The organism is Aliivibrio sp. S3MY1, from assembly GCF_028765575.1.
Lineage (GTDB): Bacteria > Pseudomonadota > Gammaproteobacteria > Enterobacterales > Vibrionaceae > Aliivibrio.
On sequence record NZ_JARACO010000026.1, the window covers coordinates 14,254 to 41,132 of the forward strand.

Annotated in this window: 21 protein-coding genes; 12 read left to right on the forward strand and 9 right to left on the reverse strand. The window is 39.0% G+C overall.

Features of this window, described 5'->3' with window-relative positions; genetic code table 11:
- Positions 1 to 16: 16 nt before the first annotated feature.
- The 3 genes from lolA to lrp all read right to left on the reverse strand — a co-directional run bounded on the left by lolA (position 17) and on the right by lrp (position 4,769).
- On the reverse strand, positions 17 to 628 hold the full coding sequence (gene lolA, locus PVK62_RS14455) for an outer membrane lipoprotein chaperone LolA (RefSeq protein WP_274443406.1): 612 nt from the start codon (positions 626 to 628) through the stop codon (positions 17 to 19).
- Positions 629 to 669: 41 nt separating this feature from the next.
- On the reverse strand, positions 670 to 3,996 hold the full coding sequence (locus tag PVK62_RS14460; RefSeq protein WP_443111778.1) for a DNA translocase FtsK 4TM domain-containing protein: 3,327 nt from the start codon (positions 3,994 to 3,996) through the stop codon (positions 670 to 672).
- Between the two features lie 281 nt (positions 3,997 to 4,277).
- Positions 4,278 to 4,769 carry a leucine-responsive transcriptional regulator Lrp gene (lrp, locus tag PVK62_RS14465; RefSeq protein ID WP_045101653.1) on the reverse strand — a complete coding sequence of 164 codons (492 nt, stop codon included), beginning with the start codon at positions 4,767 to 4,769 and terminating at the stop codon, positions 4,278 to 4,280.
- A 156-nt stretch (positions 4,770 to 4,925) separates the two neighbouring features.
- Here lrp and ald point away from each other — a divergent pair, with 156 nt between their 5' ends.
- The 4 genes from ald (at position 4,926) to cydC (ending at position 10,808) form a co-directional block, all read left to right on the forward strand.
- Positions 4,926 to 6,044: an alanine dehydrogenase gene (gene ald / locus PVK62_RS14470; protein ID WP_274443409.1), complete on the forward strand. Its 1,119-nt coding sequence runs from the start codon at positions 4,926 to 4,928 to the stop codon at positions 6,042 to 6,044.
- A 160-nt stretch (positions 6,045 to 6,204) separates the two neighbouring features.
- Positions 6,205 to 7,170 carry a thioredoxin-disulfide reductase gene (gene trxB / locus PVK62_RS14475; protein ID WP_274443410.1) on the forward strand — a complete coding sequence of 322 codons (966 nt, stop codon included), beginning with the start codon at positions 6,205 to 6,207 and terminating at the stop codon, positions 7,168 to 7,170.
- Positions 7,171 to 7,321: 151 nt separating this feature from the next.
- The gene (cydD, locus tag PVK62_RS14480) at positions 7,322 to 9,094 is read left to right on the forward strand and encodes a heme ABC transporter permease/ATP-binding protein CydD (protein ID WP_274443412.1); all 1,773 of its coding nucleotides are present in this window, start codon (positions 7,322 to 7,324) and stop codon (positions 9,092 to 9,094) included.
- Positions 9,087 to 10,808, forward strand: a complete 1,722-nt coding sequence (cydC, locus tag PVK62_RS14485; RefSeq protein ID WP_274443413.1) for a heme ABC transporter ATP-binding protein/permease CydC — start codon at positions 9,087 to 9,089, stop codon at positions 10,806 to 10,808. Before cydD ends, cydC begins: the two co-directional genes overlap by 8 nt.
- A 128-nt stretch (positions 10,809 to 10,936) precedes the next feature.
- Here the strand turns inward: cydC and serC are convergent, their stop codons facing one another.
- Together serC and PVK62_RS14495 are read right to left on the reverse strand one after the other, a co-directional pair.
- On the reverse strand, positions 10,937 to 12,019 hold the full coding sequence (gene serC, locus PVK62_RS14490; protein ID WP_274443415.1) for a 3-phosphoserine/phosphohydroxythreonine transaminase: 1,083 nt from the start codon (positions 12,017 to 12,019) through the stop codon (positions 10,937 to 10,939).
- A gap of 182 nt (positions 12,020 to 12,201) precedes the next feature.
- Positions 12,202 to 13,503, reverse strand: a complete 1,302-nt coding sequence (locus tag PVK62_RS14495; protein ID WP_274443416.1) for a DUF945 family protein — start codon at positions 13,501 to 13,503, stop codon at positions 12,202 to 12,204.
- Between the two features lie 279 nt (positions 13,504 to 13,782).
- Between PVK62_RS14495 and PVK62_RS14500 the strand changes: the two genes are divergently transcribed.
- Positions 13,783 to 14,331, forward strand: a complete 549-nt coding sequence (locus PVK62_RS14500) for a hypothetical protein (protein ID WP_274443432.1) — start codon at positions 13,783 to 13,785, stop codon at positions 14,329 to 14,331.
- A gap of 98 nt (positions 14,332 to 14,429) precedes the next feature.
- Here the strand turns inward: PVK62_RS14500 and PVK62_RS14505 are convergent, their stop codons facing one another.
- Complete coding sequence (locus PVK62_RS14505) at positions 14,430 to 15,059, reverse strand: TfoX/Sxy family DNA transformation protein (RefSeq protein WP_274443417.1); 630 nt, start codon at positions 15,057 to 15,059, stop codon at positions 14,430 to 14,432.
- Between the two features lie 383 nt (positions 15,060 to 15,442).
- On the opposite strand from PVK62_RS14505, the gene PVK62_RS14510 reads away from it, so the two are divergent.
- The 7 genes from PVK62_RS14510 to PVK62_RS14540 all read left to right on the forward strand — a co-directional run bounded on the left by PVK62_RS14510 (position 15,443) and on the right by PVK62_RS14540 (position 23,300).
- A complete protein-coding gene (locus PVK62_RS14510) occupies positions 15,443 to 16,369 on the forward strand; it encodes an HDOD domain-containing protein (protein ID WP_274443418.1) in 927 nt (308 codons plus the stop codon).
- Between the two features lie 87 nt (positions 16,370 to 16,456).
- Entirely contained in the window at positions 16,457 to 17,356 is a 900-nt protein-coding gene (locus PVK62_RS14515) for a lysine exporter LysO family protein (protein ID WP_274443433.1), read from the forward strand.
- Positions 17,357 to 17,478: 122 nt separating this feature from the next.
- Complete coding sequence (locus tag PVK62_RS14520; RefSeq protein WP_274443419.1) at positions 17,479 to 17,991, forward strand: hypothetical protein; 513 nt, start codon at positions 17,479 to 17,481, stop codon at positions 17,989 to 17,991.
- A 162-nt stretch (positions 17,992 to 18,153) separates the two neighbouring features.
- The gene (gene panP / locus PVK62_RS14525) at positions 18,154 to 19,797 is read left to right on the forward strand and encodes a pyridoxal-dependent aspartate 1-decarboxylase PanP (protein WP_274443420.1); all 1,644 of its coding nucleotides are present in this window, start codon (positions 18,154 to 18,156) and stop codon (positions 19,795 to 19,797) included.
- Positions 19,798 to 20,125: 328 nt separating this feature from the next.
- A complete protein-coding gene (locus PVK62_RS14530) occupies positions 20,126 to 20,980 on the forward strand; it encodes a MurR/RpiR family transcriptional regulator (RefSeq protein WP_274443421.1) in 855 nt (284 codons plus the stop codon).
- 228 nt (positions 20,981 to 21,208) lie between these two features.
- Positions 21,209 to 21,472 carry a GrxA family glutaredoxin gene (locus tag PVK62_RS14535; RefSeq protein WP_122035525.1) on the forward strand — a complete coding sequence of 88 codons (264 nt, stop codon included), beginning with the start codon at positions 21,209 to 21,211 and terminating at the stop codon, positions 21,470 to 21,472.
- A 145-nt stretch (positions 21,473 to 21,617) separates the two neighbouring features.
- On the forward strand, positions 21,618 to 23,300 hold the full coding sequence (locus PVK62_RS14540; protein WP_274443422.1) for an aspartate:alanine antiporter: 1,683 nt from the start codon (positions 21,618 to 21,620) through the stop codon (positions 23,298 to 23,300).
- Between the two features lie 112 nt (positions 23,301 to 23,412).
- Here PVK62_RS14540 and fabV read toward each other — a convergent pair whose 3' ends face one another.
- From fabV to PVK62_RS14555, 3 genes are all read right to left on the reverse strand, one after another.
- Positions 23,413 to 24,615 carry an enoyl-ACP reductase FabV gene (gene fabV / locus PVK62_RS14545; RefSeq protein ID WP_274443423.1) on the reverse strand — a complete coding sequence of 401 codons (1,203 nt, stop codon included), beginning with the start codon at positions 24,613 to 24,615 and terminating at the stop codon, positions 23,413 to 23,415.
- Positions 24,616 to 25,192: 577 nt separating this feature from the next.
- Positions 25,193 to 26,350, reverse strand: coding sequence for a Na+/H+ antiporter NhaA (nhaA, locus tag PVK62_RS14550; protein ID WP_274443424.1), 1,158 nt, complete (start codon positions 26,348 to 26,350; stop codon positions 25,193 to 25,195).
- A gap of 165 nt (positions 26,351 to 26,515) precedes the next feature.
- A partial coding sequence (locus tag PVK62_RS14555; RefSeq protein ID WP_274443425.1) for a lipocalin family protein occupies positions 26,516 to 26,879 on the reverse strand: 364 nt, incomplete at its 5' end.

Genomic DNA, 26,879 nt, shown 5'->3' on the forward strand with positions numbered 1-26,879 from the left:
TATCCTTTATCTTTCATTAGCGTTGATCATCGATATCAACACCTGCTGGCACAGTAAAACTGAAATTACTTTGCGCTGGTTTTTTCGCTTCAAATTTCGTAAAGCTAAAGTCACTACGCTGTCCATCTTGCTCTACAACAGAGAATCCAGTGACATTACCTGATGACTGTATATTGACAATAAAGTCGCTTTTTACTGCTGAATCAGACTTTGGCGACACCGTAAACGCATCACCATTTTGTGTCACAGAATAATTATCCCAATCAGAAGACTTATTACGGGTTAATAATACAAATGGGGTCTGTGTTGTGGCTTTTTCAAGTCCCATTAAGGTAACTTGTTCAACAAATGGATTGTAATACCATAGTGTTTCGCCATCAGTGACTAATAAATTCTCATCGGGAGTCTGTGTATGCCAACGAAACAAATTAGGACGTAGAATTTTCACATCCCCTTCGCCTTGCATTAATACATCGCCTTCTGGGCTTACTACTTTTTGAGTAAATACCGCTTCAAAACCTGCATTTTGATTTAAACGCTCAGTCAACTCACTTTGAGGAGTCGCCAAAACTGCTGCACTAAATACACTAGAACTTAATAAACACAGAGAAACTAAAAACTTTTTCATCAATAATTTTCACTTATCTAATAAAAATAATACCAATTCAATTAATCGCGACTGCCTACTGGAGGTGGCGCAATCACTTCACGGTTACCGTTATGGCCCGGAGTACTAACAATACCATGCGCTTCTAATTGTTCGACGATACGAGCAGCACGGTTATAACCAATTCTAAATTGACGTTGAACCCCAGATACAGAGCCTCTTCGAGACGTCGTTACAAACTCAACTACTTGGTCGAACAATTGATCAAGCTCTTCTTCGCTGTCCGATTTTTCACCAGGCAGTAATGATTCAGCGCCTTGCTCACTCTTAGTAATCGCTTCAATGTAATTTGGACGACCACGCGCTTTCCAATCATTTACGACGGCATGTACATCATCATCCGATGCAAACGCACCGTGAACACGAACGGTATGGTTAGAGCCCGGTGCTAAGTAAAGCATGTCACCCATACCAAGTAGAGATTCAGCACCACCTTGGTCAAGGATAGTTCGAGAATCGGTTTTAGTTGATACCGTAAACGCAACACGTGTTGGAATGTTTGCTTTAATCAAACCAGTAATAACATCCACCGATGGACGTTGGGTTGCCAAGATTAAGTGAATACCTGCTGCACGGGCTTTTTGAGCCAAACGAGCAATCAGTTCTTCTACTTTTTTACCAACAACCATCATCAAATCAGCAAATTCATCAACAATAACAATGATAGACGGCAGTTTTTCTAGCAATGGTGGCATTTCATCCATGCTGTCACCCGGTTTCCATAATGGATCATGAATTGGGTGCCCTGCTGCTGCTGCCATTTTCAATTTATCATTAAAGCCTTGTAGGTTACGAACCCCTAACGCTGACATTAATTTATAACGACGCTCCATTTCACCAACACACCAACGCAATGCATTACCTGCGTCTTTCATGTCAGTCACAACTTCAGTCAATAGATGTGGGATTCCTTCATAGATAGAAAGTTCCAACATTTTTGGATCGATCATGATAAAACGTACATCTTCTGGAGTTGCTTTATACAGCACACTCAAAATCATGACGTTTACACCAACCGATTTACCAGAACCCGTTGTACCAGCAACCAGTACGTGAGGCATTTTTGCTAAATCAGCAATAACCGCTTCACCTGCAATATCAAGTCCCATAACGACGGTTGTTGGCGATTTTGCATTTTTAAATGTATCACTGCCAACCACATCAGAGAAAAACACGGTTTGACGATTAAAGTTAGGCAACTCTAAACCCACATAAGGCTTACCCGGAATAACTTCAACAACACGCACCGCCATCGCCGATAAAGAACGCGCTAGATCGGTTGCAAGGCCTGAGATACGGCTTACCTTAACACCAGGTGCTAAATCCAATTCAAAACGAGTAATCACAGGGCCAGGGAAAATATCCACCACTCGCGCTTTAATTTTGTAATCCGCCAGTTTTGCTTCAACCAAACGAGCGGTATGCTCTAGAGATTCACGAGACTCCATTTCTGCGCGAGAGTCTGGAGAATACAATAACTCCAAAGTCGGCATTGGTGACGTTGGTTTTGGTAAATTAGGTTCAGAGTTAACCAAAAACGGATTTTGTAATGCCGCTTGTGTCGCTTTCTCTTTTGCAACTAACGCTTGGAATGCCGCTATATCCGCATCTGAATGCTCAGGTTTTTCTTCAGGAAATACTTCTTCAATGACAACATCATGAAGTGTCTCTTCAACCGTTTGTTCAACAACTTCTTCAATCTCTGTTTCTTGAGCTGGTTGCTCTACGGCGCTAAATGAAGAAAATGACTCTTCTTCTACTGCTTGAGACTCTTCATGTGCTGAGAAATGAATATGGTCTTCAACGGTTTCATCTTGCTCTAGAGTAGCCGTAAACGTGTCTTCATGATTAGCTGAAGTCTCTTGATATTCATTCTGCCATTCATTTAATGTTTCAACGCTTTCTTGATCCTCTACTACCATAGGTTCAACAAATTCATCAGAGGCACTAGAGAAAGCACTGATCTCTTGATATTCAGCTTGTTCATTATCTTGAGTATTTAATGAATCAACGTAGTTGCTTTCAGGCGTGATATCAGAAAAAGGAGTCAATTCATCTTCAGTGAGTAAAGACTCATCAATAATAGCAACCTCTTCTGCACCAACCGCCATTGCTGTCGAGCTTAATACTGCCGCGCTAGCAATAGGATTAAAGGCTTTCTCAGCATCAACTTGACTTAATAGAGGATCTTGAACTAGAGCTTCATTATCTAACTCAGCAATTGTCGCGTTACTGCGCGTGGATAAATTCAATCCATCTTCTAAAATGTCAGGATACGTCGGTTCATTTTGTTCAGTAGAATACAATGATGCTGCGACTGCACTATTCTCAAGAACACTATCCTCAATAACGTTATCTTCAACCGGCTCTATTTCTGTTAATGACGCATCAACTTGATGAACTACTGACTCAGAAGCATAATCGATTGGTGTCGAGAATAGAGGGTCATCTGAATAGCTACTATCTCTTTCAAACAGTTCTGCACGGTCCTCTTGAATTCCTTCAGAATAGCTTGCAAACATTGATACTTCACGAGCAGAAATTTTAGGTGTTTCAAATGGGTCAACATCTGTATTTTCGACAGCAGAAGAAATAGATGGTGCAGAGGTAAATGAATGAGACAACGTTGTATTAGTTACTTCTTGCTTATAATCATTCTCACTTTCGACTTCATACGTTTCGTCTTCCGTCTTTCTCATTTTATTTACAATCATCCTAACGCCTTCCAGCGCCATGAAACCAAGGTTATCAACAATCGTTAACCAAGAAACTCCCGTAAATAATGTTAAGCCCGCCCCCCACAAGAACATGAAAATAAGCGTTGAACCAAGCAAATTCAAAATAGGGGTGGTTAGGCTAGTAAGTACATCGCCAACCACGCCGCCAGATGAGAAATACCATAAGTCATCAAAACTAGTATCGGCTAAAGCACAACTGGTTAAAAATAGAATTAAAAGACCTAAGATGCGAGTACCTATCATCATTAGATCCAGCTCATGCGCTTCTTGCTCTTGATTCTTTTTACGAAAAATAATCCAAGTACACCCTAAAAGAATGACCGGTAATAGATAAGCTAAAGATCCAAAGGCAAAGAAAAGCGTATCCGCAATCCATGCACCAAATGAGCCGCCTGCATTTTCGACATTGCCATCCCACGCAGTTTGAGACCATGAAGGATCTGCGGGGTTAAAGCTGAATAAGGAGATGGCAATAAAAATAGTCGCAAGTAGACCGACAATAAATAGAGCTTCTTGCAAACGTTGGTTGCCATTTAATCGTTCTTTTTCTGGTTCGGCTACGGTTTCAACTTTTAAGGTTGTCAGCTGAATTTTTCTCTCAGAAATTTTTTCTTTAATCTTTGTAAACAAAATACTATCCAATATTACAGTGCTTAGATTTAGTCATCCCTCTTTAATGTGTAAATGCATTCGAAGAGAAAAAAGCAAGGATCACTAAATCTGTAGAAATTAAAAACAAGTCGAGCGGCATAACGCCGCTCGCCATTACTCAAAGGCATCTTAGGTAGAATATACCTAATAGCCTTTAAGCTCTTCAAGGTTTTGTAAATTAAAGAACAAAAAAATCTCTAAAATTTAGAACCTTGACTCCATTAGCGAGTTTTAATCACTAAATGGTTAGTCTGTTTTACCTCTTCCATGACTACGTAAGTACGCGTGTCATTTACTCCAGGAAGACGCAACAGTGTATCACCAAGTAATCGGCGATAAGCACTCATATCTGATACTCGAGTCTTTAAAAGATAATCAAAATCACCAGAAACAAGGTGACACTCTTGAATATCGTCTAATAACTGTACCGCTGTATTAAATTGTTCAAATACATCGGGTGCACCACGGTTCAGTGTGATCTCAACAAATACTAATAATGATGCATCTAAATATTGTGGATTCAACAAGGCAGTATAGCCATTGATGTACCCTTGACGCTCTAAACGACGAACACGCTCTAAACACGGAGTTGGTGATAAACCTACTCTCTTAGATAATTCAACATTTGAAATTCGTCCATCTTTTTGGAGTTCATTTAAAATATTGCGATCGATACGATCCAGTTCCTTGGACGGTTTCTTATTATCTACCATTTTTTATTCCACCTTATTACTTCCTTGCAAAAAAATATACTACAACTTTTTAATATTTAGCGTCAAATTTTGCCAATTACAATCTATACTAGTTTAACATTCGAAACAAAAACCCTACAAGCAGTCATAATAACCATAACATAAAAGGAAATCAGGATGATCATTGGCGTACCTAAGGAAATAAAAAATCATGAATACCGCGTTGGCATGATCCCAGCGAGTGTTCGAGAATTAATATCTCATGGCCATGACGTTTTTGTCGAAACAAAAGCAGGCTCTGGCATTGGTTTCACCGACGATGATTATATCGCGGTAGGCGCATCCATTCTTCCTACAGCTGAAAACATTTTTGCTCAAGCTGACATGATTGTTAAAGTTAAAGAGCCACAAGCGATTGAACGTACAATGCTACGTGAAGGGCAAATATTATTCACGTATTTACATCTTGCACCAGATTTTCCACAAACAGAAGACTTAATTAAAAGTAAAGCTGTCTGCATCGCATATGAGACTGTAACAGATTATATGGGTAGACTGCCACTATTAGCACCAATGTCTGAAGTTGCAGGACGAATGTCTATTCAAGCAGGCGCTCAAACTCTTGAAAAATCAAACGGCGGTCGTGGTCTACTTCTGGGTGGCGTACCTGGTGTTGAACCAGCAAAAGTGGTTATTGTTGGCGGCGGAGTTGTTGGAGCAAACGCAGCTCGTATGGCTGTTGGTATGCGTGCTGATGTGACTATTTTAGACCGTAACATCGATACACTTCGTGCTCTAGATGAAGAGTTCCAAGGGCGTGCTAAAGTGGTTTACTCAACCGTTAATGCTATTGAGAAGCACGTACTAGAAGCTGACCTTGTCATTGGTGCTGTTCTTATTCCTGGCGCTGCGGCACCTAAACTGGTTACCGCTGACCATATTAAGCGTATGAAGCCAGGCGCAGCGGTTGTTGATGTTGCGATTGACCAAGGTGGTTGTTTCGAGACCTCTCATGCAACAACACATGCAGACCCTACTTACATCGTAGATGACGTGGTTCACTACTGTGTTGCTAACATGCCAGGCGCCGTTGCTCGTACGTCTACTTTTGCGCTTAATAATGCAACCCTTCCATACATTATTAAATTAGCAGATAAAGGCTATAAAGCAGCACTTCTTGAAGATAAAGGCTTCTTAGATGGCTTAAACGTTATCCACGGTAAAGTCACATGCAAAGAAGTCGCAGAGAGCTTTGATTTAGAATATGTCTCTCCAGAAACAGCTCTTACCACTTAAAAGACATATCCTATAACAAAATCATTTGAGGGCACCTACTATGGCGCCCTTTCTTTACGCCAATAAATTCCATACAATCATCTGATAGTAAAGGATGATGAACACCTCTGTGCTCCCTACCCTTATTTTCTGTTTTCATTGATTTTAGCTCGGAGATCTTATGAGCAACGTAAAGCATTCTAAATTATTGATCCTTGGTTCTGGCCCTGCAGGCTACACTGCCGCAGTTTATGCCGCTCGAGCAAACCTTAATCCTGTGATGATCACAGGCATGCAGCAAGGTGGACAATTAACTACAACGACAGAAGTTGAAAACTGGCCAGGCGGCGCTGCTGATATGACGGGCCCAGGTTTAATGGAAGAGATGAAAGCTCACGCTGAACGCTTCAATACTGAAATGATTTTTGATCATATTAACGAAACTGATTTCAGCCAGCGTCCTTTCCGTTTAAAAGGCGATTCTGCTGAATATACGTGTGATGCTTTAATCATCTCAACAGGCGCTTCAGCTAAATACCTAGGCTTAGAATCTGAAGAAGCATTTAAAGGCCGTGGCGTTTCAGCTTGTGCTACGTGTGATGGTTTCTTCTACCGTAACCAAAAAGTAGCGGTTGTTGGTGGCGGTAATACCGCTGTTGAAGAAGCATTATACTTATCAAATATTGCGGCTGAAGTTCACCTAATTCATCGTCGTGATTCATTCCGCTCTGAGAAAATCCTAATTGACCGCTTAATGGATAAAGTTGAAAACGGAAATATCATTCTTCATACCGACCGTACATTAGAAGAAGTACTCGGTGATGATATGGGTGTAACTGGCGTAAGATTAAAAGACACAAAATCAGACGCGACTGAAGACTTAGAAGTAATGGGTGCATTCATTGCTATCGGTCATCAACCAAATACTGCTATTTTCAATGGCCAACTTGATATGGTGAACGGCTACATTAAGGTGAAATCAGGCCTTGACGGTAATGCAACTCAAACCAGTATTGAAGGTATCTTCGCTGCAGGAGACGTTATGGACCATAATTATCGTCAAGCAATTACCTCTGCAGGTACAGGTTGTATGGCCGCATTAGATGCAGAGCGCTTTTTAGATGCGTTAGAAGCAAAAGAAAGTTAAACTATCCAAGTTAACGTTAAACCCGAAGTGAATTCTTCGGGTTTCTTTTGCTCATCTTATTTTACTGATGTACATATGGTTTCTTATATTCTAATTATTAAAATAGATACTGTACGTATGTAAAATAATACAAAACGTAAGCCTTCATATTATGGATAAAAATCAACAGCGCGAGTTAGGACAATGGCTTAAAGGTCAGAGTAAACTTGCAAAAAAATGGCTAACCCTCTCTATTGGGCTTGGCTTTATTTCTAGTCTTTTTCTCATAGCACAAGCGGCATTACTTGCTGACATCTTGCATCAACTGATCATTGAACAAGTTGATAAATATGAACTTATCCCCCACTTTGTAGCCATTCTTGCTATTGTTGCAATTCGTGCAGCCTGCAGTTGGGGTCGTGAAGTCGCAGGTTATCGTTGTGGTGAGTATATCCGTGTTCATATTCGCCAATTGGTAATGAATAAACTTCAAGAGTTAGGTCCTGCCTATATAAAAGGCAAGCCCGCAGGTACATGGGCAACCTTATTACTCGAACAAGTCGAAGACATGCAAGATTTCTTCTCTCGCTATCTACCACAAATGTCTTTATCCGTATTAATTCCCTTTGCCATCTTGATTGTCGTCTTCCCACAAAACTGGGCTGCAGGTTTAGTGTTCTTATTAACCGCGCCATTAGTTCCCTTATTTATGGCTCTGGTTGGTATGGGAGCGGCTGATGCTAACCGCCGTAACTTTAAAGCGCTACAACGCTTGTCAGGCCATTTTTATGATCGCCTACAGTCGATGACGACCATTCGTTTATTCAATAAAACCGCTCAAGAAACAGAACATTTACATGGCGCTTCTGAAATATTTCGTAAACGCACGATGGAAGTACTAAGACTGGCTTTCTTATCCTCTGCAGTATTAGAGTTTTTCACTTCTATTTCTATTGCTATCGTTGCAGTCTACTTTGGTTTTACCTTTATTGGTGAGTTAGATTTTGGCCATTATGGAACCACTGTAACCTTATTTACTGGTTTATTTATCCTTATTCTTGCCCCTGAGTTTTATCAACCACTGCGAGATTTAGGGACTTTTTACCACGCAAAAGCACAAGCTGTCGGCGCTGCTGAATCTCTGGTTGAGTTTTTAAATACTGACACTAATGCTCAAACTAAAGGCACTAAAAAAGTGTCTGATTCAACCACGCTTGATATTCAAGTTACCGATCTGGTTGTAACTACACACGATGATAAAACGTTATTAGGCCCTATCAGCTTTCATCTTTTGGAAGGTTCTCAAACGGCCTTAGTCGGTCCAAGTGGCGCAGGTAAAACTAGCTTAATTAATGCCATATTGGGTTTCTTACCTTATCAAGGCAGCATTAAGATTAATGGCATAGAGCTATCTGAATTAGATAAAAAACGGTGGTATCAAGACATTAATTGGGTTGGACAAAACCCTACCTTAGTTCATGGCACCATCGAAGAAAACATCACCTTAGGTAAACAAGAGATCACAAAAGAACAACTTGATTCAGCAAGCAAACAAGCCTTTGCTAATGAATTTATTGATGATCTTGGTTATCAGCACGCAATTTCAGATCGCTCTGGTGGTTTATCTGTTGGGCAAGCTCAACGTTTAGCGTTAGCTCGTGCGCTGTTACAACAAGGTCGCTTATGGATTTTAGATGAGCCAACCGCTAGTCTTGATGCCAAAAGTGAACGTCTGGTAATGAAGAGCTTAAATGAAGCGACTCAAGGGCTAACCACCTTAATGATCAGCCATCGTTTAGATCAACTTCATGCGATGAACACCATTTTAGTGATGGATAAAGGTCAAGTGGTTCAATCAGGTTCATTTGATGAAATTAAAGACTCCGGCTTATTTGCAACCATGCTTGCCGCAAAACAACCAAAGCAAGGTGATCTTGATGCGTGATTTACTGCCTTACATTAAATTATACAAAAAACATTGGTTCGGCCTAACACTAGGTATGTTACTTAGCTTTGCAACCTTATTTGCATCTATCGGCTTATTAACGATTTCAGGCTGGTTTATTTCAGCCTCAGCTCTTGCTGGTTTAACCATTGCTCGTGAAACGTTTAACTATATGCTTCCTGCAGGAGCAGTACGTGGTTTCTCTATCGGCCGAACTGCTGGTCGTTGGGGAGAACGAGTCGTTAGCCACAATGCTACCTTTAAATTACTGACTGAATTACGTATTTTCTTCTTTAAAAAATTAATACCGTTAATTCCTGGTCGCTTTTCAAAGCTACGTGATGCCGATTTATTAAACCGTCTTGTCGCTGATGTCGATGCGATGGACCATGTCTATCTGCGTCTTATTAGTCCAATTATTGTGGGTACATTAGGCATTATCGGACTAACTGCTTTTCTTGCGTGGTTTGATCTTACTATCGGTCTGACTCTTGGCGCGATTCTATTTTCGCTACTGTTTATCTGGCCAACGCTTTTCTATCAGTTAGGTAAGAAAAATGGCGCAGATCTTACTCAAAATAAAGCCACATTGAGAATTAAAACCTTAGATTGGCTTCAAGGTAATGCTGAACTGCGTATCTTTGGTGCAGAAGAGCAATATCACCAACGAATTCTTGATGCTCAAGTCGCACTATTATCTAATCAACGTCACATGGCAACATTGACCGGCTTAGCTAATGGCTTGCTGCTTTTAGCTAATGGCTGGACGCTGCTGTTAATGCTGTGGATCTCTGCCGATGGTATTGCAGGCATGACACCGGATCCAATGGTGGCAATGGTGGCCTTTGCGACAATGGCAAGTTTTGAGTTATTAATGCCAATTGCAGGCGCTTTCCAATATTTAGGCCAGACATTAAGCTCTGCTCGTCGCTTAAATGAAATCATCACAGCTGAACCAGACACTGTCTTTGATGAAAATGGCGTGACTCAAGAGGTAAAAGGTAACTTAACAATCTCTAATGTAAGTTATCAATATCTTGATGCAGATACCGATGCGATCACACACGTCTCACTCGATCTGCTTGCAGGTCAAAAAATGGCGATTGTAGGTCAAACAGGCTCAGGTAAATCAACCTTGTTGCAATTGTTAACTCGTCAATGGGATCCTAAATCTGGCTCTATTGCCATTGATGGTGTCCAACTGCCTAAGTGGAAAGAATCAAGCCTACGCTGCGCAATGTCGGTTGTTAGTCAGCGTGTTGATATTCTCAATGGCTCGTTAAGGGATAACCTCTTACTCGCAAACGATGACGCAAATGATGAGTTATTAGCCCAAACACTAAATAAGGTCGGCCTAGGCGATCTTACTGCTGATGAGGGCTTAAATACCTGGCTAGGAGATGGCGGACGTCAACTTTCTGGTGGGGAGCGCCGCCGTATTGGTATTGCACGCGCTTTATTACACAATGCTCCTATTGTGCTACTCGATGAACCAACCGAAGGCTTAGATCAAAAAACAGAGCAACAAATAATGTCTGTATTAAATGATCATATTAAAGATAAAACCGTGGTATTTATTACCCACCGCTTGGTTAATTTAGAAAACATGGACCACATTTGCCTTATGGATCACGGTGAAATAACGGAACAAGGCACACATGAGAGCTTGCTAGCACTCAATGGTGCTTACCATCAGTTATGGCAACGTTTTTAAATAAAACATTAGCTCGTTAATCACCCGCTTATTCTCAAACCATAAAAAAGCCGATGCTGTTTATTCAGTATCGGCTTTTTTATTTACTCGATATTTAGCTCATCTAGTTACTAGATAAAACCAGAATCTTACGCGTATTTAGTTTCAAATTCTTTCATAAATTCAACTAACGCTTGAACACCTTCTAATGGCATTGCGTTATAAATCGATGCTCGCATACCACCAACCGCTCTATGGCCTTTTAAGGCTTTTAGACCTGCATCATCTGCTAATGATAAGAATGTATCATCCAGTTCAGGATTAGCTAATTGAAATGGAACATTCATTAAAGATCGGTTATTCGCATGAACATCATTACGATAGAAATCAGAGTGATCAATATAATCGTATAGTACCGCTGCTTTCTTACGGTTATGCGCCTCCATAGCTTCAATGCCACCATGCGCTTTTAGCCATTTGAAAACTAAACCCGAAAGATACCAAGCGTATGTTGGTGGGGTATTGAACATTGACTCTTTATCGGCCAATACACCATAGCTTAATACACTAGGAAGTGCCTCTGCTGCTAGCTCAAGTAAATCATCACGTACAATAACAATGGTTAGGCCCGCTGGGCCAATGTTCTTTTGCGCACCGGCATAAATGACACCATATTTTGATACGTCAATTTGACGCGATAAGATCGTAGACGACATATCAGCGACAATTGGTTTATCTGTGACAGGTAAATCATTAATTTCGATACCGTCAATGGTTTCATTTGGACAAAAATGCACATAAGCCGCATCATCACTTAATGCCCATTCAACAGCAGGCTGAACGGCTTTTTTGCCATCGACAGTAATAATGGTTTCAATCACATTCGGCGTACAATATTTTTTTGCTTCAGTCACCGCACTTTGAGCCCAATAACCCGCATCCACATAATCCGCTTTAGTGTTTCCACCAAGTAGATTCAATGGAACCGCTGCAAATTGTGCTCGTGCGCCACCTTGGCAAAACAAGACTTTATAATTCTCAGGAATTGATAATAAATCACGCAGATCTTGCTCAGAGTCTTCCGCAACTTTAATGAACTCTTTACTACGGTGGCTAATCTCCATCACTGAAGTGCCTAAACCGTTCCAATTCACCAATTCCTTTTGAGCTTGGGCTAGAACGTCTACTGGCAGCATTGCTGGACCAGCACAAAAGTTAAATACTTTTTCCATGTTTCTCAAAGGCTCCTGCTATTTTATAAAAGATGTTTACATAACATAATGTATAGAAATTAATACCACCTTTTCTCTCACAAGGAAATCAGAAAGTGATCTAATTCACTAAATCACTCAAATATTATCTCTAGATAAAAAATAGCCCACCTAGTGAGCTATTTCGATTCAATAAAAGACGGTTAACGTAAATAGCTTAAAAAGCCTAATAGCATAAACAACGGCATTTTTTGCCCATTAAGCAACTCAATTTGACCATTTGCAATCGTTGCAGATAAACGGTAACTATCACCCTCTTCTACAGCAAACTCATTAATCAATAATTCATCCATTTGCATACGTAATTCTGGTGTCTCATCAACTAATTTCTTTGCAATAACTAATTCCGTTTTCCCATCTAGCGTTTGAACTAATTTATCTGCATTTTGAGACGCTCTTGCCGTACCAGCAGGTAGCGCTAATTTAATGCTACTATCAACTTTACTGCCAAGGACTTCAGCACTGAATTGATTGATATTAACTTTAAAACCTTTGGCTGCTAACAAATCAAATGCCAACATAAGTTGTTGGATTTTATCATTGTCCAACTCTTGATCTTGAAGCAGCGGAACCAGTTTAATTAACGCGTCGTAATTTAGGTCTTCAAAACTAATATCAAAAGTACCATCTTTAAGCACTCCAGCGTCGGTATTCACTTCTGCTAACGTCAGTACATTTCGAGAGGTAAAGGTATTGTCTTCGGCCTTATCTTTTACTTCAGTTAAGTGATTACTGCTTGTATATTTAAGTCCTCTTACCTCATTATTAATTTGGCTTTCAATATCATTTAATAACATTTTCTCAATGCTAACATTCGCTTCGCCAATGAAAATATCGCCAAGGTAATGACCAGCGCTTTGACCCGCAACATTATCAATAATCATTTCAGACTGATTATCTAAGCGTATTTCAGTTTTAGGTAATTGATATGACACATTGAACTGACCATCTTTTTCAATAACAGCGGAAACTTGACTTGCCGCCAAGAAAAGCGTTTCAACCCCTTGAGCTTGAAGATCTTCTGTTATGAAATTCGTGTCTTTACTTGATAGCAGTAATTCTGTCGTTCCTGTTAGCTGGCTCTCTGTGGTTAATGTTAATCCTTTAATAAACTCTGATGTTTCACTCGTTGTATCAAACGTTGACACTGAAGATACGGAGAATAGTCCATGAGAAATATCATGATTAATAATCACTTCTGTTGGGTAACCCGCGTGCTCTAGCTCTTCACTCAATCCCTTATCAATAACATGAACTCGGCTTTGTGCTGTTGAGCTTAAATAACCGCGATCATAAGAAACAGATTCAACCTCAATGATCGAATTATGATAAGAAGCAATCCCATCTTTAAAAATAGCTTCACCAATCTTCCCTGTGGCAAATGGCCAGCAAGCGATAATTGCAACCGCGCCACCAATTGCAGCGTACTTTCTTAATTCGTTCATATTGTTATCCAATTTTATCCATTTTTGTCAGTTTACCTAAGTCACTCACTGCAATACAACTCTATTTATAAGATAAACTTTCATTCCAATCAGTAAAATAACTTGTCTTGGCTTATATTTTGCTTATTTAAAACAAAACAAATACATGTTAATTTTTTGACTAACTTGCAGTAACTCTAAATTTTATAGACTCCCATCTAGCAAAAATACCCATTTCTGTTAGTATCTAGAGCATATTTTTAATTACAGCACTCAATTTGATAGGTTTCAAATATCATGATCCGTAAGACACTTTTAGCTTCAAGCCTAATGTTTATTTCAGCAACATCAATGGCAGCAGATAATGATCCAAACAATTCAATCATGAGCAACTTCAGCTATGACTATGTTGAAGCTCGTATTGGATTTAGCCCTTCAACATTCGGTGCTGGTTTTAGTAAATCAATTCACCCTAATGCACACGCTATTGTTTCAATTGATTCTGAATTGGATCGTGATTACGATTTAGCTGCGGGTTTAGGTTTTCATGCTCCAGTAAATAACTGGGCTGATATTACTGGTGAAATGCTATTTCGCGTAGTTGATGACAACCATCATTACAAGAATGACACTGGTATGGAACTTAACTTAGGCGTACGCCAATGGTTAGGTCCTCAACTTGAAGTTGGTGGTAAAGTTGGTTACCTATCAATTGAAGATCACGACGATACGTTGTTCTCAGTTTACGGCCGATTCCACTCTACAGAGCTATTCTCAATCGGTGCTGAAGGTCGATTCAATGGTATCTACGGCGATCAAGTACTACTAACTGCACGCTTTAAATACTAAGTCTTTAATAACTAAGCTTAGTTATTAACGTTTAGAGCAAAAAAACCTCGTTATACCTATAAATCAAAAGGAATAACGAGGTTTTTTTATTGGTATACTCACACTTGTTGTAATAACGCTTTTTTTGTTGGCTCTTGCAATAATGTCCAGTGCACACCTGACTCTGCACCGGCAAACTTCCAAAGCAATTTCACATCAACATCACCACCATATGTGGTATTTACTTTCCTAAATACATCAACAGCGCCAGTATTCAAAAAAGCATTAACATCTGGAATACCTGCTTTCTTTACCATTCTTTCTAATGTTAATTGCATATTCGGTAAATCACGTAATCGACGGTTCTCTTTTGACTTCTTGAACTCTCGCTCTACTCGTGAGTTTTCCATCGCTTCTTTAATGATATTTAAAAGTAACGTAGGCTTTTTATCAAATAACTCACTGATATCAAAATAATTAACTGTCGCTATTGTTGTTTTCTTTACATGCTTAAAACGTTCACAACCTAGCTTTTCAAATTGCTCATCAACTAACCCACCACCTCGAACATACAATCGTCCCTCAGTTACGAGCGAAAACATCGCGTCTTCAGTAAATAATCCAACGCCACCAAACATCGAGCGTTTATTAAATCGACCCAGTTTTTTTACAAAATTAAAAAAGCGTTCCTCTAGATGACTCATTTCGATCTCCTTGATCTTAAACTCAGTGACCCCCGTCCCTGTCATAAATTTGACATCAAGCAATTGAATAATAAACGTACAACTTGTTATTTTCTATTATTTTTATATTAAGCATTGAATCTACAGCAAATTATTTAACTTCGATCACAATTCTTCATGTTAATTTGTGTTGGTAAGTAAGTAATTTTGCCGACTTAGCTATCATTATAGTCTCATAGGAGTGCCTATTAATTCATTGATGTACTTCACAAGAATACATAACACCACCAATAAAATGACTCTTATTTATTTCTTCGTAATAACTTTTCAACGTATAACCCATTTAAATAACACTCTTTTTGGTAAGCCGTCTCATTTTCTTTAGTTTTTTTGGGGATATCATAAAAATACTGTATGATTCATTAATCACTTAAAAGTATGAATTTATAATGGACCATTTATCGTTTTTTTGGTTACCTCACGATAAAGAAAAAGTACTAGCTGCATTAAGAAGTGAGTTTAGCGATTTAGCTTCTCAGAGTATCGCATCAGGTAATATCCAGTTACCTCCTATTCCTGATGTCGTACTTAAAATTCAAAAACTATGTACTCTTGAGGGAACATTAATTAAAGATGTCTCTGATGCTTTATTAGAGGATCCAAGTCTCACTGCTATCGTCATTCGTATGGCTAATTCTGTTGTTTTCAATCGTCGTAATATTACTTGTACTGATGTCTTAACTGCCGTTTCACGTCTTGGTATTTTCCGTGTTCGAGACATCGTTACCGCTCAAGCTATTGAGCAACTAAAACATTCTTGCGATTTAAATAAAGAATGTAATGCTTTACTTCGTAAAAGTGCCACTCGCTCTCGTGAGTTTTCTGCAGTCATGACCATGGTTTGTCAGGAAATGATGGCGGCATCTGACGATAATTCTCTCGCTTATTTAGAGCCAGAAAAAGCATTACTTACCGGATTACTTGCGGATATTGGGTTATTTTGCCTCGTTAACGAGTATTATGATTATCTTGAGAAAGGTAATTATTTAGAACTAGATTTGGCTCTTTATATCTTTGATAAAGAGTGTAACGATACTAGCTATCATGTACTTAATCACTGGCAATTTGATAGTGACTTTTTAGCGGTTGCCACAAACACCAAACAGTCGCCAAAAACGAATTGCGAGGTAAGTTATTTAAATATTGCTCGTATTGCTAATCATATATTATTGTTTAGAAATAAAGATGACAGCCTTGATGAACATGAAATTGAAATTACGCTAGAAGGGGCAGAGGCCCTCTATACGCTCAGTAATCTCACAGACACTCAGTTCAAGAATCGCATTAAAGAAACATTAAAAAACAGTGGTTTATAATTTAACCACTAAAAATAGATAACTTATATTGATGTCATGAATAAGCCTTGATATTCTCAAGGCTTATTCATGGATGAGATCAAAACTATGCTTTCTGGAATGCTCTTCGTTTTTTTACCGCTGCTATTTGGTTATCTAATACCTCTTCATAAAAAGAAGCCTCTTCAGCACATTAACGCCGTAACCAGTCATTTAGTTACTGCCATACTTGCTTTAATGGGGCTCAGTCTCGCCGCGCTTGATAATTTAGCTCAAAACCTAAATCAAATAGTGACAATTACTGCTGTGTTTTTCATCTCTATCAGCGTGTGTAATTTAGCCATTCTTCCCATCATGGATAAAATTTTCCCTCTTAATTCAGAAGGGAATAAAAACACACTCCCATTATTCAAAATGATCCTTGAGTCCGCGAAATTATTACTTGCTGTGGCTGGTGGTTTATTGGTGGGTTTATTAAGTGGCATTGACCTTTCATGGGTTGAAAAAGCCAGTGAGTTAATTTTATTATTATTACTTTTCCTTATCGGTATTCAACTAAGAAATAGTGGTCTATCTCTTCGTCAAATTTTACTTAATAAGCATGGAATTATTATTGCTGCGGTGATCATATCAACATCACTTATCGGTGGCCTAATCGCAGCTCTATTTTTAGATATTCCTTTACAGCATGGTTTAGCAATGGCCTCTGGCTTTGGATGGTATTCACTTGCCGGGATCTTAATCGGCGATGCCCTTGGCCCTGTTTATGGTGGCGCAGCTTTCTTAAACGAACTCATGCGTGAACTGGTTGCTCTGTTATTAATTCCAACACTAATTCATCGCTATCCTGTGACTTCAATTGGTTACGCAGGCGCAACAGCAATGGACTTTACCCTACCTGTTATTCAAAACTGTGGCGGTATTCGTTGTGTTCCAATTGCCATTGTTAGTGGCTTTATCCTAAGTTTGTCTGTGCCGTTCTTAATGCTATTTTTTGTTTCCCTCTAATATTAATTTTCCAATCGTAAATTAAGAGGGAAGCATCACACTGTGAGTTGTTTCAATTGCATTTAGCAATACGATGCCTACAATCACAGCCAATAATAATGATTCATTTATAAGGATTTGTAATGAAACTTGCTGCTCTTATTTTACCATTTGCTTTATTAACAACGTCTACTCAGGCTGCTGATACTGAATGCTTAAGCAATAAATATAGCCAATACGTTGATGCATCGCTAACTTGGTATAAAGATCTAATTGCGATTACAGTTCAAAAAAATCCAAAATTAGATAGCGTGGGTGAATGGTTCCTTGAAGGTCGTGAGCATCACTTTGACTTAAATCGTGCTGCGGTTGATTTTTATCTAAAAAATGATCCATCAAAAGTCAAAACTAACCAATCAATTGAATCTTGGTTACAGCTAGAACAAAAAGAAATTAAAGCATTAGCAACAAATAAAGATGAACTTGGCAAAATAGCAAAAGTAACTTTTGATGATCGCCAATCTCAGCCCCATAAGCAAAACTATGAATTGCGTTCTGCTTTTGCTGATATTTTAAGTCACCCAAAAGACGTTGAAGCCCCATTGAATGCTTATAATCAAAAAATAACCGAGATTAGCAAAATCAGCTGCCAATAAGTTGTCGGTTATTTAATCAAGCAAATCGATTTATCCCCTTCAGACGCCTGAGTTGCACATTTGGACAAGACTTTTTACTCATTTTGATCTAAATTGTGCTCTCAGAGCCAGTAAAGAGAACCTATCTTTACTTTTCAATCATCAACAAATAGAACAGATACCATGGTAACAGACAACAAAACAGCAGATGCCAATTTAGAAAGCATGCTGCGAATTTTTACTGTTCCGGAAGCGCCCGATTCTACTCTTGGTAAAATTGAGCAAGAACTTTCTCAAAATCTAAATAAGTTCTTACGAGAGCATATTGTGGCAGAGGAAAAATCTCTGACTGAAATAGAGAAAGATTTTACGGATTCCTCAATGCCTGAATCGCCTACGTATGTTTCTGAACATACTGAGCATTTATTGAATACGTTAGTTTCTCAATCTGTTCATACTTCAGCTCCAAGCTTTATTGGTCACATGACATCGGCATTGCCTTACTTTTTAATGCCGCTGTCTAAGATCATGATCGCCTTGAATCAAAATCTAGTCAAAATTGAAACATCAAAAGCATTTACCCCATTAGAGCGACAAGTTTTGGGTATTTTGCATCGCCTTATTTATGGTGAGAAAGACGGTTTTTACCATCACTGGATGCACAGCGCCGATCACTCTCTGGGGGCTTTTTGCTCTGGTGGTACTGTTGCTAATATCACTGCGCTATGGGTTGCAAGAAACCGTTTATTAAAACCTGAAGGTAATTTTGAAGGCATTGCTAAACAAGGTCTATTTGCGGCCTTAACTCATTATAAATGCAGCGGGCTTGCTATATTTGTTTCTGAGCGTGGTCACTATTCAGTAAAAAAAGCCGCTGATGTATTAGGGATCGGTCAAGATGGTGTCGTTGCTGTAAAAACAGATAACAACAACCGGATCTGTTTAGCTGATCTAGAATTAAAAATCGCAGCCGCTAAAGAAAATAATATTAAGCCATTAGCCATTATTGGTGTTGCAGGTACAACTGAAACAGGAAGCATTGACCCATTACGCCAACTAGCAGAAGTCGCTCAACGTGAAAACTGTCATTTTCATGTCGATGCTGCTTGGGGTGGTGCGACTTTAATGTCTAATACTTATCGCCACCTTTTAGATGGGATTGATTTAGCCGATTCTGTCACTATTGATGCACATAAGCAGCTTTATGTCCCTATGGGGGCAGGTATGGTGATATTTAAAGATCCTGAACTTATGTCGTCTATTCAGCATCACGCTGAGTATATTTTACGCAAAGGCTCAAAAGATCTCGGTCGACATACACTCGAAGGGTCTCGTAGTGGTATGGCAATGCTATTGTACTCTTGCTTTAATGTTATTAGCCGTCCAGGTTATGAACTACTGATCAATCAAAGCATTGAGAAAGCTAAGTATTTTTCTGAATTAATCCAACAACAAGATGATTTTGAATTAATATCAGCGCCAGAGCTTTGCCTGCTTACTTATCGCTATGTGCCAAAACGAGTAAAAGAAGCCTTGAAATTAGCAACACCAGAGCAAACCGTTGAAATCTATGATCACTTGGATAATCTCACTAAATATATCCAAAAAACTCAACGTGAAACGGGGAAATCATTTGTTTCTCGAACGCGCTTAACGCCGGAAGCTTACCAATCTCAACCAACGATTGTTTTCCGTGTGGTACTTGCTAATCCTTTAACAACAAAAGATATCTTAGAAAATGTCTTAATCGAGCAAAGATGCCTTGCAAAAAGTAGTGAGATCTCTCTTCCACAACTCACCATGCTAACAGATTCAATTCTAAATTAATTTTTAGAATACCTCATACAGGTTATTTTATCTCCATATAAAGTAACCTGTATTTCGTAATTATTTTCCTGAAAGTCTGAAATTTAATCACAAGATCACACCAATATTTACAATAAAGCTCAATTTAATCATTAAAAACACCTTCTAAATTGAAAGTATTTTTAGAGTTCTGTCATATTATTGTTATAAAAATACACTCAAGATCGTCATTTGTTAGAGCCACACCCTACAAACGTATATACTGGCTCTCATCAAATATTTATAGCGTTAACCAAAGTAGGTTATTCTGGCTAGGGTTATACTAAGAGCAGAATGTAGAAGAGTGCATATGAATACAATTGAAAGAATACAAAATAATTTAGATAATTTCAGTAAGTCAGAACGTAAAGTTGCTGAAGTAATCATGGCCTCACCACAAACAGCCATTCACTCTAGTATCGCTACATTAGCAAAAATGGCTGATGTTAGTGAACCAACGGTTAACCGTTTTTGCCGCCGTTTAGATACGAAAGGCTTTCCTGATTTTAAACTTCACTTAGCACAAAGCTTAGCGAACGGTACACCTTATGTGAACCGTAACGTTGAAGAAAATGATGGCCCAGACGCCTATACACACAAAATTTTCGAATCAACAATGGCATGCCTAGATGTTGCTAAAAATAGCCTTGACCCAATGCAAATTAATCGTGCTGTCGATTTATTAACTCAAGCGAAAAAGATCTCTTTTTTTGGTCTTGGCGCATCGGCTTCTGTTGCACACGATGCCATGAATAAGTTCTTCCGCTTTAATATTCCGATCACGTGCTTTGATGATATAGTAATGCAGCGTATGAGTTGCATCAACTGTACTGAAAACGACGTTGTCGTATTAATCTCTCATACTGGCCGGACAAAGAGTTTGGTTGAGATTGCAGAGCTTGCTAAATTAAATGGTGCAACGGTCATTGCTATTACAGCGAAAGACTCTCCACTAGAGAAGATATCTTCTTTAGCTATTTGCTTAGACGTTCCAGAAGATACTGACGTTTATATGCCAATGGCAAGCCGTGTTGTACAAATGACCGTTATCGATGTATTAGCAACAGGCTTTACCTTACGTCGTGGTGCAGGATTTAGAGACAATTTGAAACGTGTAAAAGATGCGTTAAAAGACTCTCGCTATGAAAAAGACAACACTCACTAACTTTTTCAGTACAAAAAAACATTTAAGAACCCACTTTAGTTAAGTCGGTTCTTTTTTATAAGCCTTATTGATTCTATTTAAAATCTCTTCTTTTTATTACCTTTTTATCCATAGGTTTTACCTATTGGATGGAGAGGTAAAATCATCTTTACTTTGCAGATGACCGTAGGCATAGTATCTCTATTGATTGCGGTAATACGCATCCCTTACTATTTTGGAGTTAACACTATGTTTGTAGTTATTTTTGGTCGTCCTGGTTGCCCATTTTGTGTTCGTGCAAAAGAACATGCTGATACGCTAAAAGAAAAACGTGAAGATTTTAACTATCGTTATGTTGATATTCATGCGGAAGGGATCTCAAAAGCAGATCTAGAAAAAACAGTCGGTAAGCCTGTAGATACAGTACCTCAAATTTTTGTAGACCAAGAGCACATTGGCGGCTGCACAGAATTTGAAGCATATGCTAAAGAGAACCTAGGTCTTTTTGATTAATCTATAGCCCACACCAATGTATTTTGAATCACCGCCCTAGAGCGGTGATTTTTTTTTGTTTTCTTTATAAATATGGTTATACAATCACCATTTTTAAGTTAGACTTGCATCACACTTTCTTATTCCATATTTCAGGCAAAATACAGTGAACATTGATGTTGCTACTTTGTTAGCGCAAAACGATATCTTACTTATATTCGTTGTTCTCTCTCTTGGCTTATTCATAGCCAAAATTAGAATTGGCAGTTTCCAATTAGGCAGCTCTATTGGCGTACTCATCACAGCCCTCTTTATGGGTAGTATTGGTTATACTTTTAGTGCCGATTCTCTCAATATCGGGTTCATGCTATTTATTTTTTGCGTAGGCATTGAAGCAGGACCAAACTTTTTTGGTATCTTCCTACGTGATGGTAAACACTACCTATTATTAGTATTGGTTGTATTAACCTCTGCTGTCGGGCTCAGTTTTTTAACGGGTCATTACTTCAAACTGGATTACGGTCTTTCAACAGGTATGATGGCAGGAGCGCTTACAGCAACCCCAGTATTAGTGGGCGCTAAAGATGCGTTGAATTCTGGTTTAGCCTCGCTTCCTGAAGGCGTAGAGTTCAGTAAAGTAATTGATAACCTAAGTGTTGGTTATGCTTTCTCTTATTTGATCGGTTTAACCAGCTTAATTTTATTGGCTCGTTTACTGCCTCAATTGCAAAAACAAAATCTGCAAGACAGCGCAATGCAAATCGCCCAAGAGCGTGGCATTGGCAGTGCAGGTCAACGTAAAGTTTACCTTCCTATCATTCGAGCTTACCGTGTGGGTCAAGAGCTCATCGACTGGACAGATGGTAAAAACTTACGTGAACTAGGCATTCACCGCCAAACAGGCTGTCACATTGAGCGTATTCGTCGTAATGGTATTCTTGCAAGCCCTGATGGCGACTATATCCTGCAACAAAGTGATGAAATAGCATTGGTGGGTTACCCTGATAGCCATGCTCGTCTAGATCCTAGCTTCAGAAATGGTAAAGAAGTCTTTGATCGCAACCTATTAGATTTGCGTATTGCTGAAGAAGAGATCGTGGTAAAAAATGACAATATTGCGGGCAAGCGTTTATCTGAATTGAATCTGTCTGAATATGGATGTTTCTTAAATCGAGTTGTTCGTGCACAGATTGAAATGCCAATTGAGCATGATATCGTCCTTGCAAAAGGTGACATCCTTCAGGTAAGTGGTGAGAAAAGTAAGGTTCACCATATCGCAGACAAAATTGGCTTTATCTCCATCCATAGTCAGGTATCAGATCTGCTAGCGTTCTGTAGCTTTTTTATACTTGGGATCATGTTTGGTATGATCACCATGAGCTTTGGTCAAGTTACCTTTGGGCTTGGTAATGCCGTTGGTCTACTAATCTCAGGGATTACATTAGGCTTCTTAAGAGCAAACCACCCAACTTTTGGCTATGTTCCTCAAGGGGCACTAAACATGACCAAAAACCTTGGCCTGCTTGTTTTCATGGTTGGTATTGGACTCAGCGCGGGTAGTAATATTATTGAATACTTCTCAGAAGATGGTCTTAAAGTATTAGCCGCGGCATTAATAGTCAGTGTTATTCCCGTAATTCTTGCGTACCTTGTTGGGGCTTATATCCTGAACATGAACCGTGCCTTATTGATTGGTGCCATTATTGGTGCTCGTACTTGTGGCCCGGCAATGGATGTGGTGAATGAACACGCTCGTAGTACCATTCCAGCATTAGGCTATGCTGGTACTTACGCTATTGCAAATATCTTAATGACGGTAGCTGGTACCATTATGATCCTACTCGCTTAAACAGATTGATTATATATTTACTTCTACGTTAAATGAGAGGCAATAAAAAACCCCAGAATGTGAAACACTCTGGGGTTTTATTTTATCTGCTATTAATCCTCAAAAGAATTAATTAGATATCAGCAACATCAAACTCAACCATTGGGTTCACGTCTGCGTCATAATCAACACCATCAACGCCAAAACCAAACAGTTTTAAGAACTCTTCTTTGTATTCAACGTAATCCGTTAAATCTTTTAGGTTCTCAGTCGTTACTTGTGGCCATAGCTCACGACAATGTTTTTGAATGTCTTCACGTAGTTCCCAGTCATCTAGACGTAGACGGTTGTTGTCGTCTACCTCTGGTGCAGAACCATCTTCTTTATATAGACGTTGGCTAAACATACGTAGGATTTGCTCTTGGCAACCTTCGTGTACGCCTTCTTCACGCATTTTCTTAAATACCATTGCGATATAAAGAGGCATAACCGGAATTGCAGAGCTTGCTTGAGTCACAACAGATTTAAGAACCGCTACGTTTGCAGTGCCGCCTGTCGCTGACAGTTTCTCGTTTAGCGCTGTTGCTGCACGATCTAAATCCATTTTAGCTTTACCTAGCGCGCCATCCCAGTAGATAGGCCAAGTCAGCTCAGTACCGATATAGCTATAAGCCACCGTTTTACAACCATCAGCTAGAACGCCAGCATCAGATAATGCATTGATCCAAAGTTCCCAATCTTCGCCACCCATTACAGTAACCGTGTCTTGGATCTCTTGCTCTGTTGCTGGTTCAACCGACGCTTCAATGATTGCATCTTTATTGGTATCAACAGCGGTTGCTGTATATGTATCACCAATTGGCTTTAATGAAGAACGGATCACTTCACCTGTTTCAGGCATTTTACGTACTGGAGAGGCCAGAGAGTAAACAACCATATCGATCTGACCTAAATCTTCTTTGATTAGATCGATTGTTTTTTGTTTTGCTTCATTAGAAAAAGCATCACCATTTAAACTCTTAGAGTATAGGCCTTCTTCTTTAGCAAACTTATCAAACGCTGCTGAATTATACCAACCTGCGGTACCTGGTTTTTTCTCAGTCGCTGCTTTTTCAAAGAAAACACCAATCGTTGACGCTCCGCCACCGAATGCAGCAGTAATACGAGAAGAAAGACCGTAGCCACTTGAAGAACCAACAACCAATACACGTTTTGGTGCATTAACAATGGGACCTTGTGCTTTAGTCAGAGCAATTTGTTCTTTAACGTTGTGCTCACAACCAACTGGGTGAGTGGTTGTACAAATGAATCCACGAATTCTAGGTTTGATGATCATGTTCAACTTTCCTTTTAATAATTGCCTCTAGGATAAAAGGTTCTTATCCAGTTCGCATCCCATTTATGACAATTTTTGTCAAAATAGTGAGTGGTTGGAGGTGTGAAGCACCTTTTTATTATAAAAATGGCATTATCTTCGCTTTTTTTGAACTATCTTAAAAATACGAAGTCTGATGTTATGTTCATAATTCCACTGCTTTTTCTTGATTGATTCAAGTAACCCACTATTTAGCCTCTTGGCTTTTATCGATAGTGGGTTTTTCTTTACCTGTTATTTATCTTACCCCCCTCTCCAAAAAAGCTAGCATCCAAAAAAATAATAAAAAATGAATCTTTGTTGAACTAAATGAAATATGGCTAGTCTGAATTAGTACCCGTTGATAAAGAGCGACTAAAATTTAGCAGGCCGCCAAATTTGATCTTATTCAACTGCATTGCTTTTTCATAATTCCTTATATTCCTTTGCCCATTCAATCTTTGTTTGGGCTTTTTTTTGTCTGGAATTAAGTTTACTCATCAGATAAAAAAACACCCCGTATCAAACGAGGTGTTTTATATTTAACTCAATGTTTTATTTAAGCTTCAGCATTTGCTTTCTTTGGAAGAGATATTCTCAATAGTAAGTAGCCCATCACGGCTGCTAATGTCGAGCCCATCAAAATACCAAGGCGGGCTAACTTATCAAATTCAGGGTATACACTACCAAAGGCAAGTGATGAGATGAAAATTGACATGGTAAAACCAATACCACATAACACCGATACCGCGAAGATATGGACCATATTGACCCCCTTCGGTAGTTTAGCTACTCCTAATTTAACTGCAATATAACTGAAGCTAAAGATACCTAGTGGTTTACCAATAAACAGACCAAATGCAACCCCTAGTGGTAACGTTGTTGTTAAGCTATCTAATGAGACGCCTTCTAATGAAATACCCGCATTGGCAAAAGCAAATATTGGTAAAATCAAGAACGCTACATAAGGATGAAGTGCATGTTCCATATGTTTCAGTGGAGAACGCTCACCTTTATTACCTTTTAATGGAATCGCAAATCCAAGCACAACACCTGCTAATGTAGCGTGAACACCAGATTGAAGAACGCTGAACCATAAGATAAAGCCAACCAATAAGTACCAACGGATCTTAGAGACGTGCTTCGCATTTAATAAGAACAGAACCCCTGTCATAATAAAACCAATGACAAGCGCTAAGATTGATAAATCACTCGTGTAGAAGAAGGCAATAATTACAACAACACCAAGGTCATCAATAATTGCTAGAGCAAGTAAGAATACTTTTAAGCTTACAGGAACACGGTTGCCAAGTAATGCCATAATACCCAGAGCAAAAGCAATATCGGTAGCAGCAGGAATAGCCCAACCGGATAGTGCTTCTGGATCGCCCAGATTAAACGCAACGTAAACAAGTGCAGGAGCAAGCATACCACCAACCGCAGCAATTGCTGGGAAAATTGCGGTTTCTTTAGACTTTAAAGCTCCTTCAAGTAACTCTCTTTTTACCTCTAAACCAATTAAGAAGAAAAAGACAGCCATTAAACCGTCATTAATCCAATGAGAGACAGACATACCACCAATATAAGTATGCAAAAATGTATTATACATTGGTGCCAAAGAAGAGTTAGCAACCACCATTGCGATTGCTGCTGCAATCACGAGTAGAATCCCACCGGCAGACTCTAGTTTAAAAAAATTCTTAATAACATCACTCATTAGATGCCCTTTATTTATTATAATAATTTACAGAAAAACGAATAAGAAAAGTCTACTCGTTGTTCTCGATCAAGAATAATCGCTTGTTCAGAGCTAATACATCGGAAAAACCGAACTATTAACCCTTCCCCTCTGCTTTATTCGCATCGAAATACCTATTTAATACTAGTATCCCGTTAATTGCATAAAACCTGTTACTTGATGGGAGCCTGTCGTTGTTATTGGACCTTGCCAATATGGAATGAGAGTATCCAACCATTGTTCATTTCGGACAACTTGTGTTGTTAAATTTATATTATACTTAGGTACATTAATGATCCACTGGAGAGGCAATTTCCGTCCATTTTTTAACTGGCGAGCAGGAAGTGTCTGCAGAGTAAAATCATCTTCACCTAATGAGATAAATCCTCCATGATTATCTAAAAGAACACCATATCTATACGGTGTTTGATCTTTATATCTATATTGAGTCACAAGCAGTTTTCTACTACGACTCAAATTAATAATAAACCAATCCCACCCTTGCTGA

Excerpts from the sequence above, each read along its gene's own strand:
- lolA (WP_274443406.1), bottom strand. The coding sequence starts at position 628 with ATGAAAAAGTTTTTAGTTTCTCTGTGTTTATTAAGTTCTAGTGTATTT.
- lrp (WP_045101653.1), bottom strand. The coding sequence starts at position 4,769 with ATGGTAGATAATAAGAAACCGTCCAAGGAACTGGATCGTATCGATCGC.
- ald (WP_274443409.1), top strand. The coding sequence starts at position 4,926 with ATGATCATTGGCGTACCTAAGGAAATAAAAAATCATGAATACCGCGTT.
- trxB (WP_274443410.1), top strand. The coding sequence starts at position 6,205 with ATGAGCAACGTAAAGCATTCTAAATTATTGATCCTTGGTTCTGGCCCT.
- cydD (WP_274443412.1), top strand. The coding sequence starts at position 7,322 with ATGGATAAAAATCAACAGCGCGAGTTAGGACAATGGCTTAAAGGTCAG.
- cydC (WP_274443413.1), top strand. The coding sequence starts at position 9,087 with ATGCGTGATTTACTGCCTTACATTAAATTATACAAAAAACATTGGTTC.
- serC (WP_274443415.1), bottom strand. The coding sequence starts at position 12,019 with ATGGAAAAAGTATTTAACTTTTGTGCTGGTCCAGCAATGCTGCCAGTA.
- PVK62_RS14495 (WP_274443416.1), bottom strand. The coding sequence starts at position 13,503 with ATGAACGAATTAAGAAAGTACGCTGCAATTGGTGGCGCGGTTGCAATT.
- PVK62_RS14505 (WP_274443417.1), bottom strand. The coding sequence starts at position 15,059 with ATGACAGGGACGGGGGTCACTGAGTTTAAGATCAAGGAGATCGAAATG.
- PVK62_RS14510 (WP_274443418.1), top strand. The coding sequence starts at position 15,443 with ATGGACCATTTATCGTTTTTTTGGTTACCTCACGATAAAGAAAAAGTA.
- PVK62_RS14515 (WP_274443433.1), top strand. The coding sequence starts at position 16,457 with ATGCTTTCTGGAATGCTCTTCGTTTTTTTACCGCTGCTATTTGGTTAT.
- PVK62_RS14520 (WP_274443419.1), top strand. The coding sequence starts at position 17,479 with ATGAAACTTGCTGCTCTTATTTTACCATTTGCTTTATTAACAACGTCT.
- panP (WP_274443420.1), top strand. The coding sequence starts at position 18,154 with ATGGTAACAGACAACAAAACAGCAGATGCCAATTTAGAAAGCATGCTG.
- PVK62_RS14530 (WP_274443421.1), top strand. The coding sequence starts at position 20,126 with ATGAATACAATTGAAAGAATACAAAATAATTTAGATAATTTCAGTAAG.
- PVK62_RS14535 (WP_122035525.1), top strand. The coding sequence starts at position 21,209 with ATGTTTGTAGTTATTTTTGGTCGTCCTGGTTGCCCATTTTGTGTTCGT.
- fabV (WP_274443423.1), bottom strand. The coding sequence starts at position 24,615 with ATGATCATCAAACCTAGAATTCGTGGATTCATTTGTACAACCACTCAC.
- nhaA (WP_274443424.1), bottom strand. The coding sequence starts at position 26,350 with ATGAGTGATGTTATTAAGAATTTTTTTAAACTAGAGTCTGCCGGTGGG.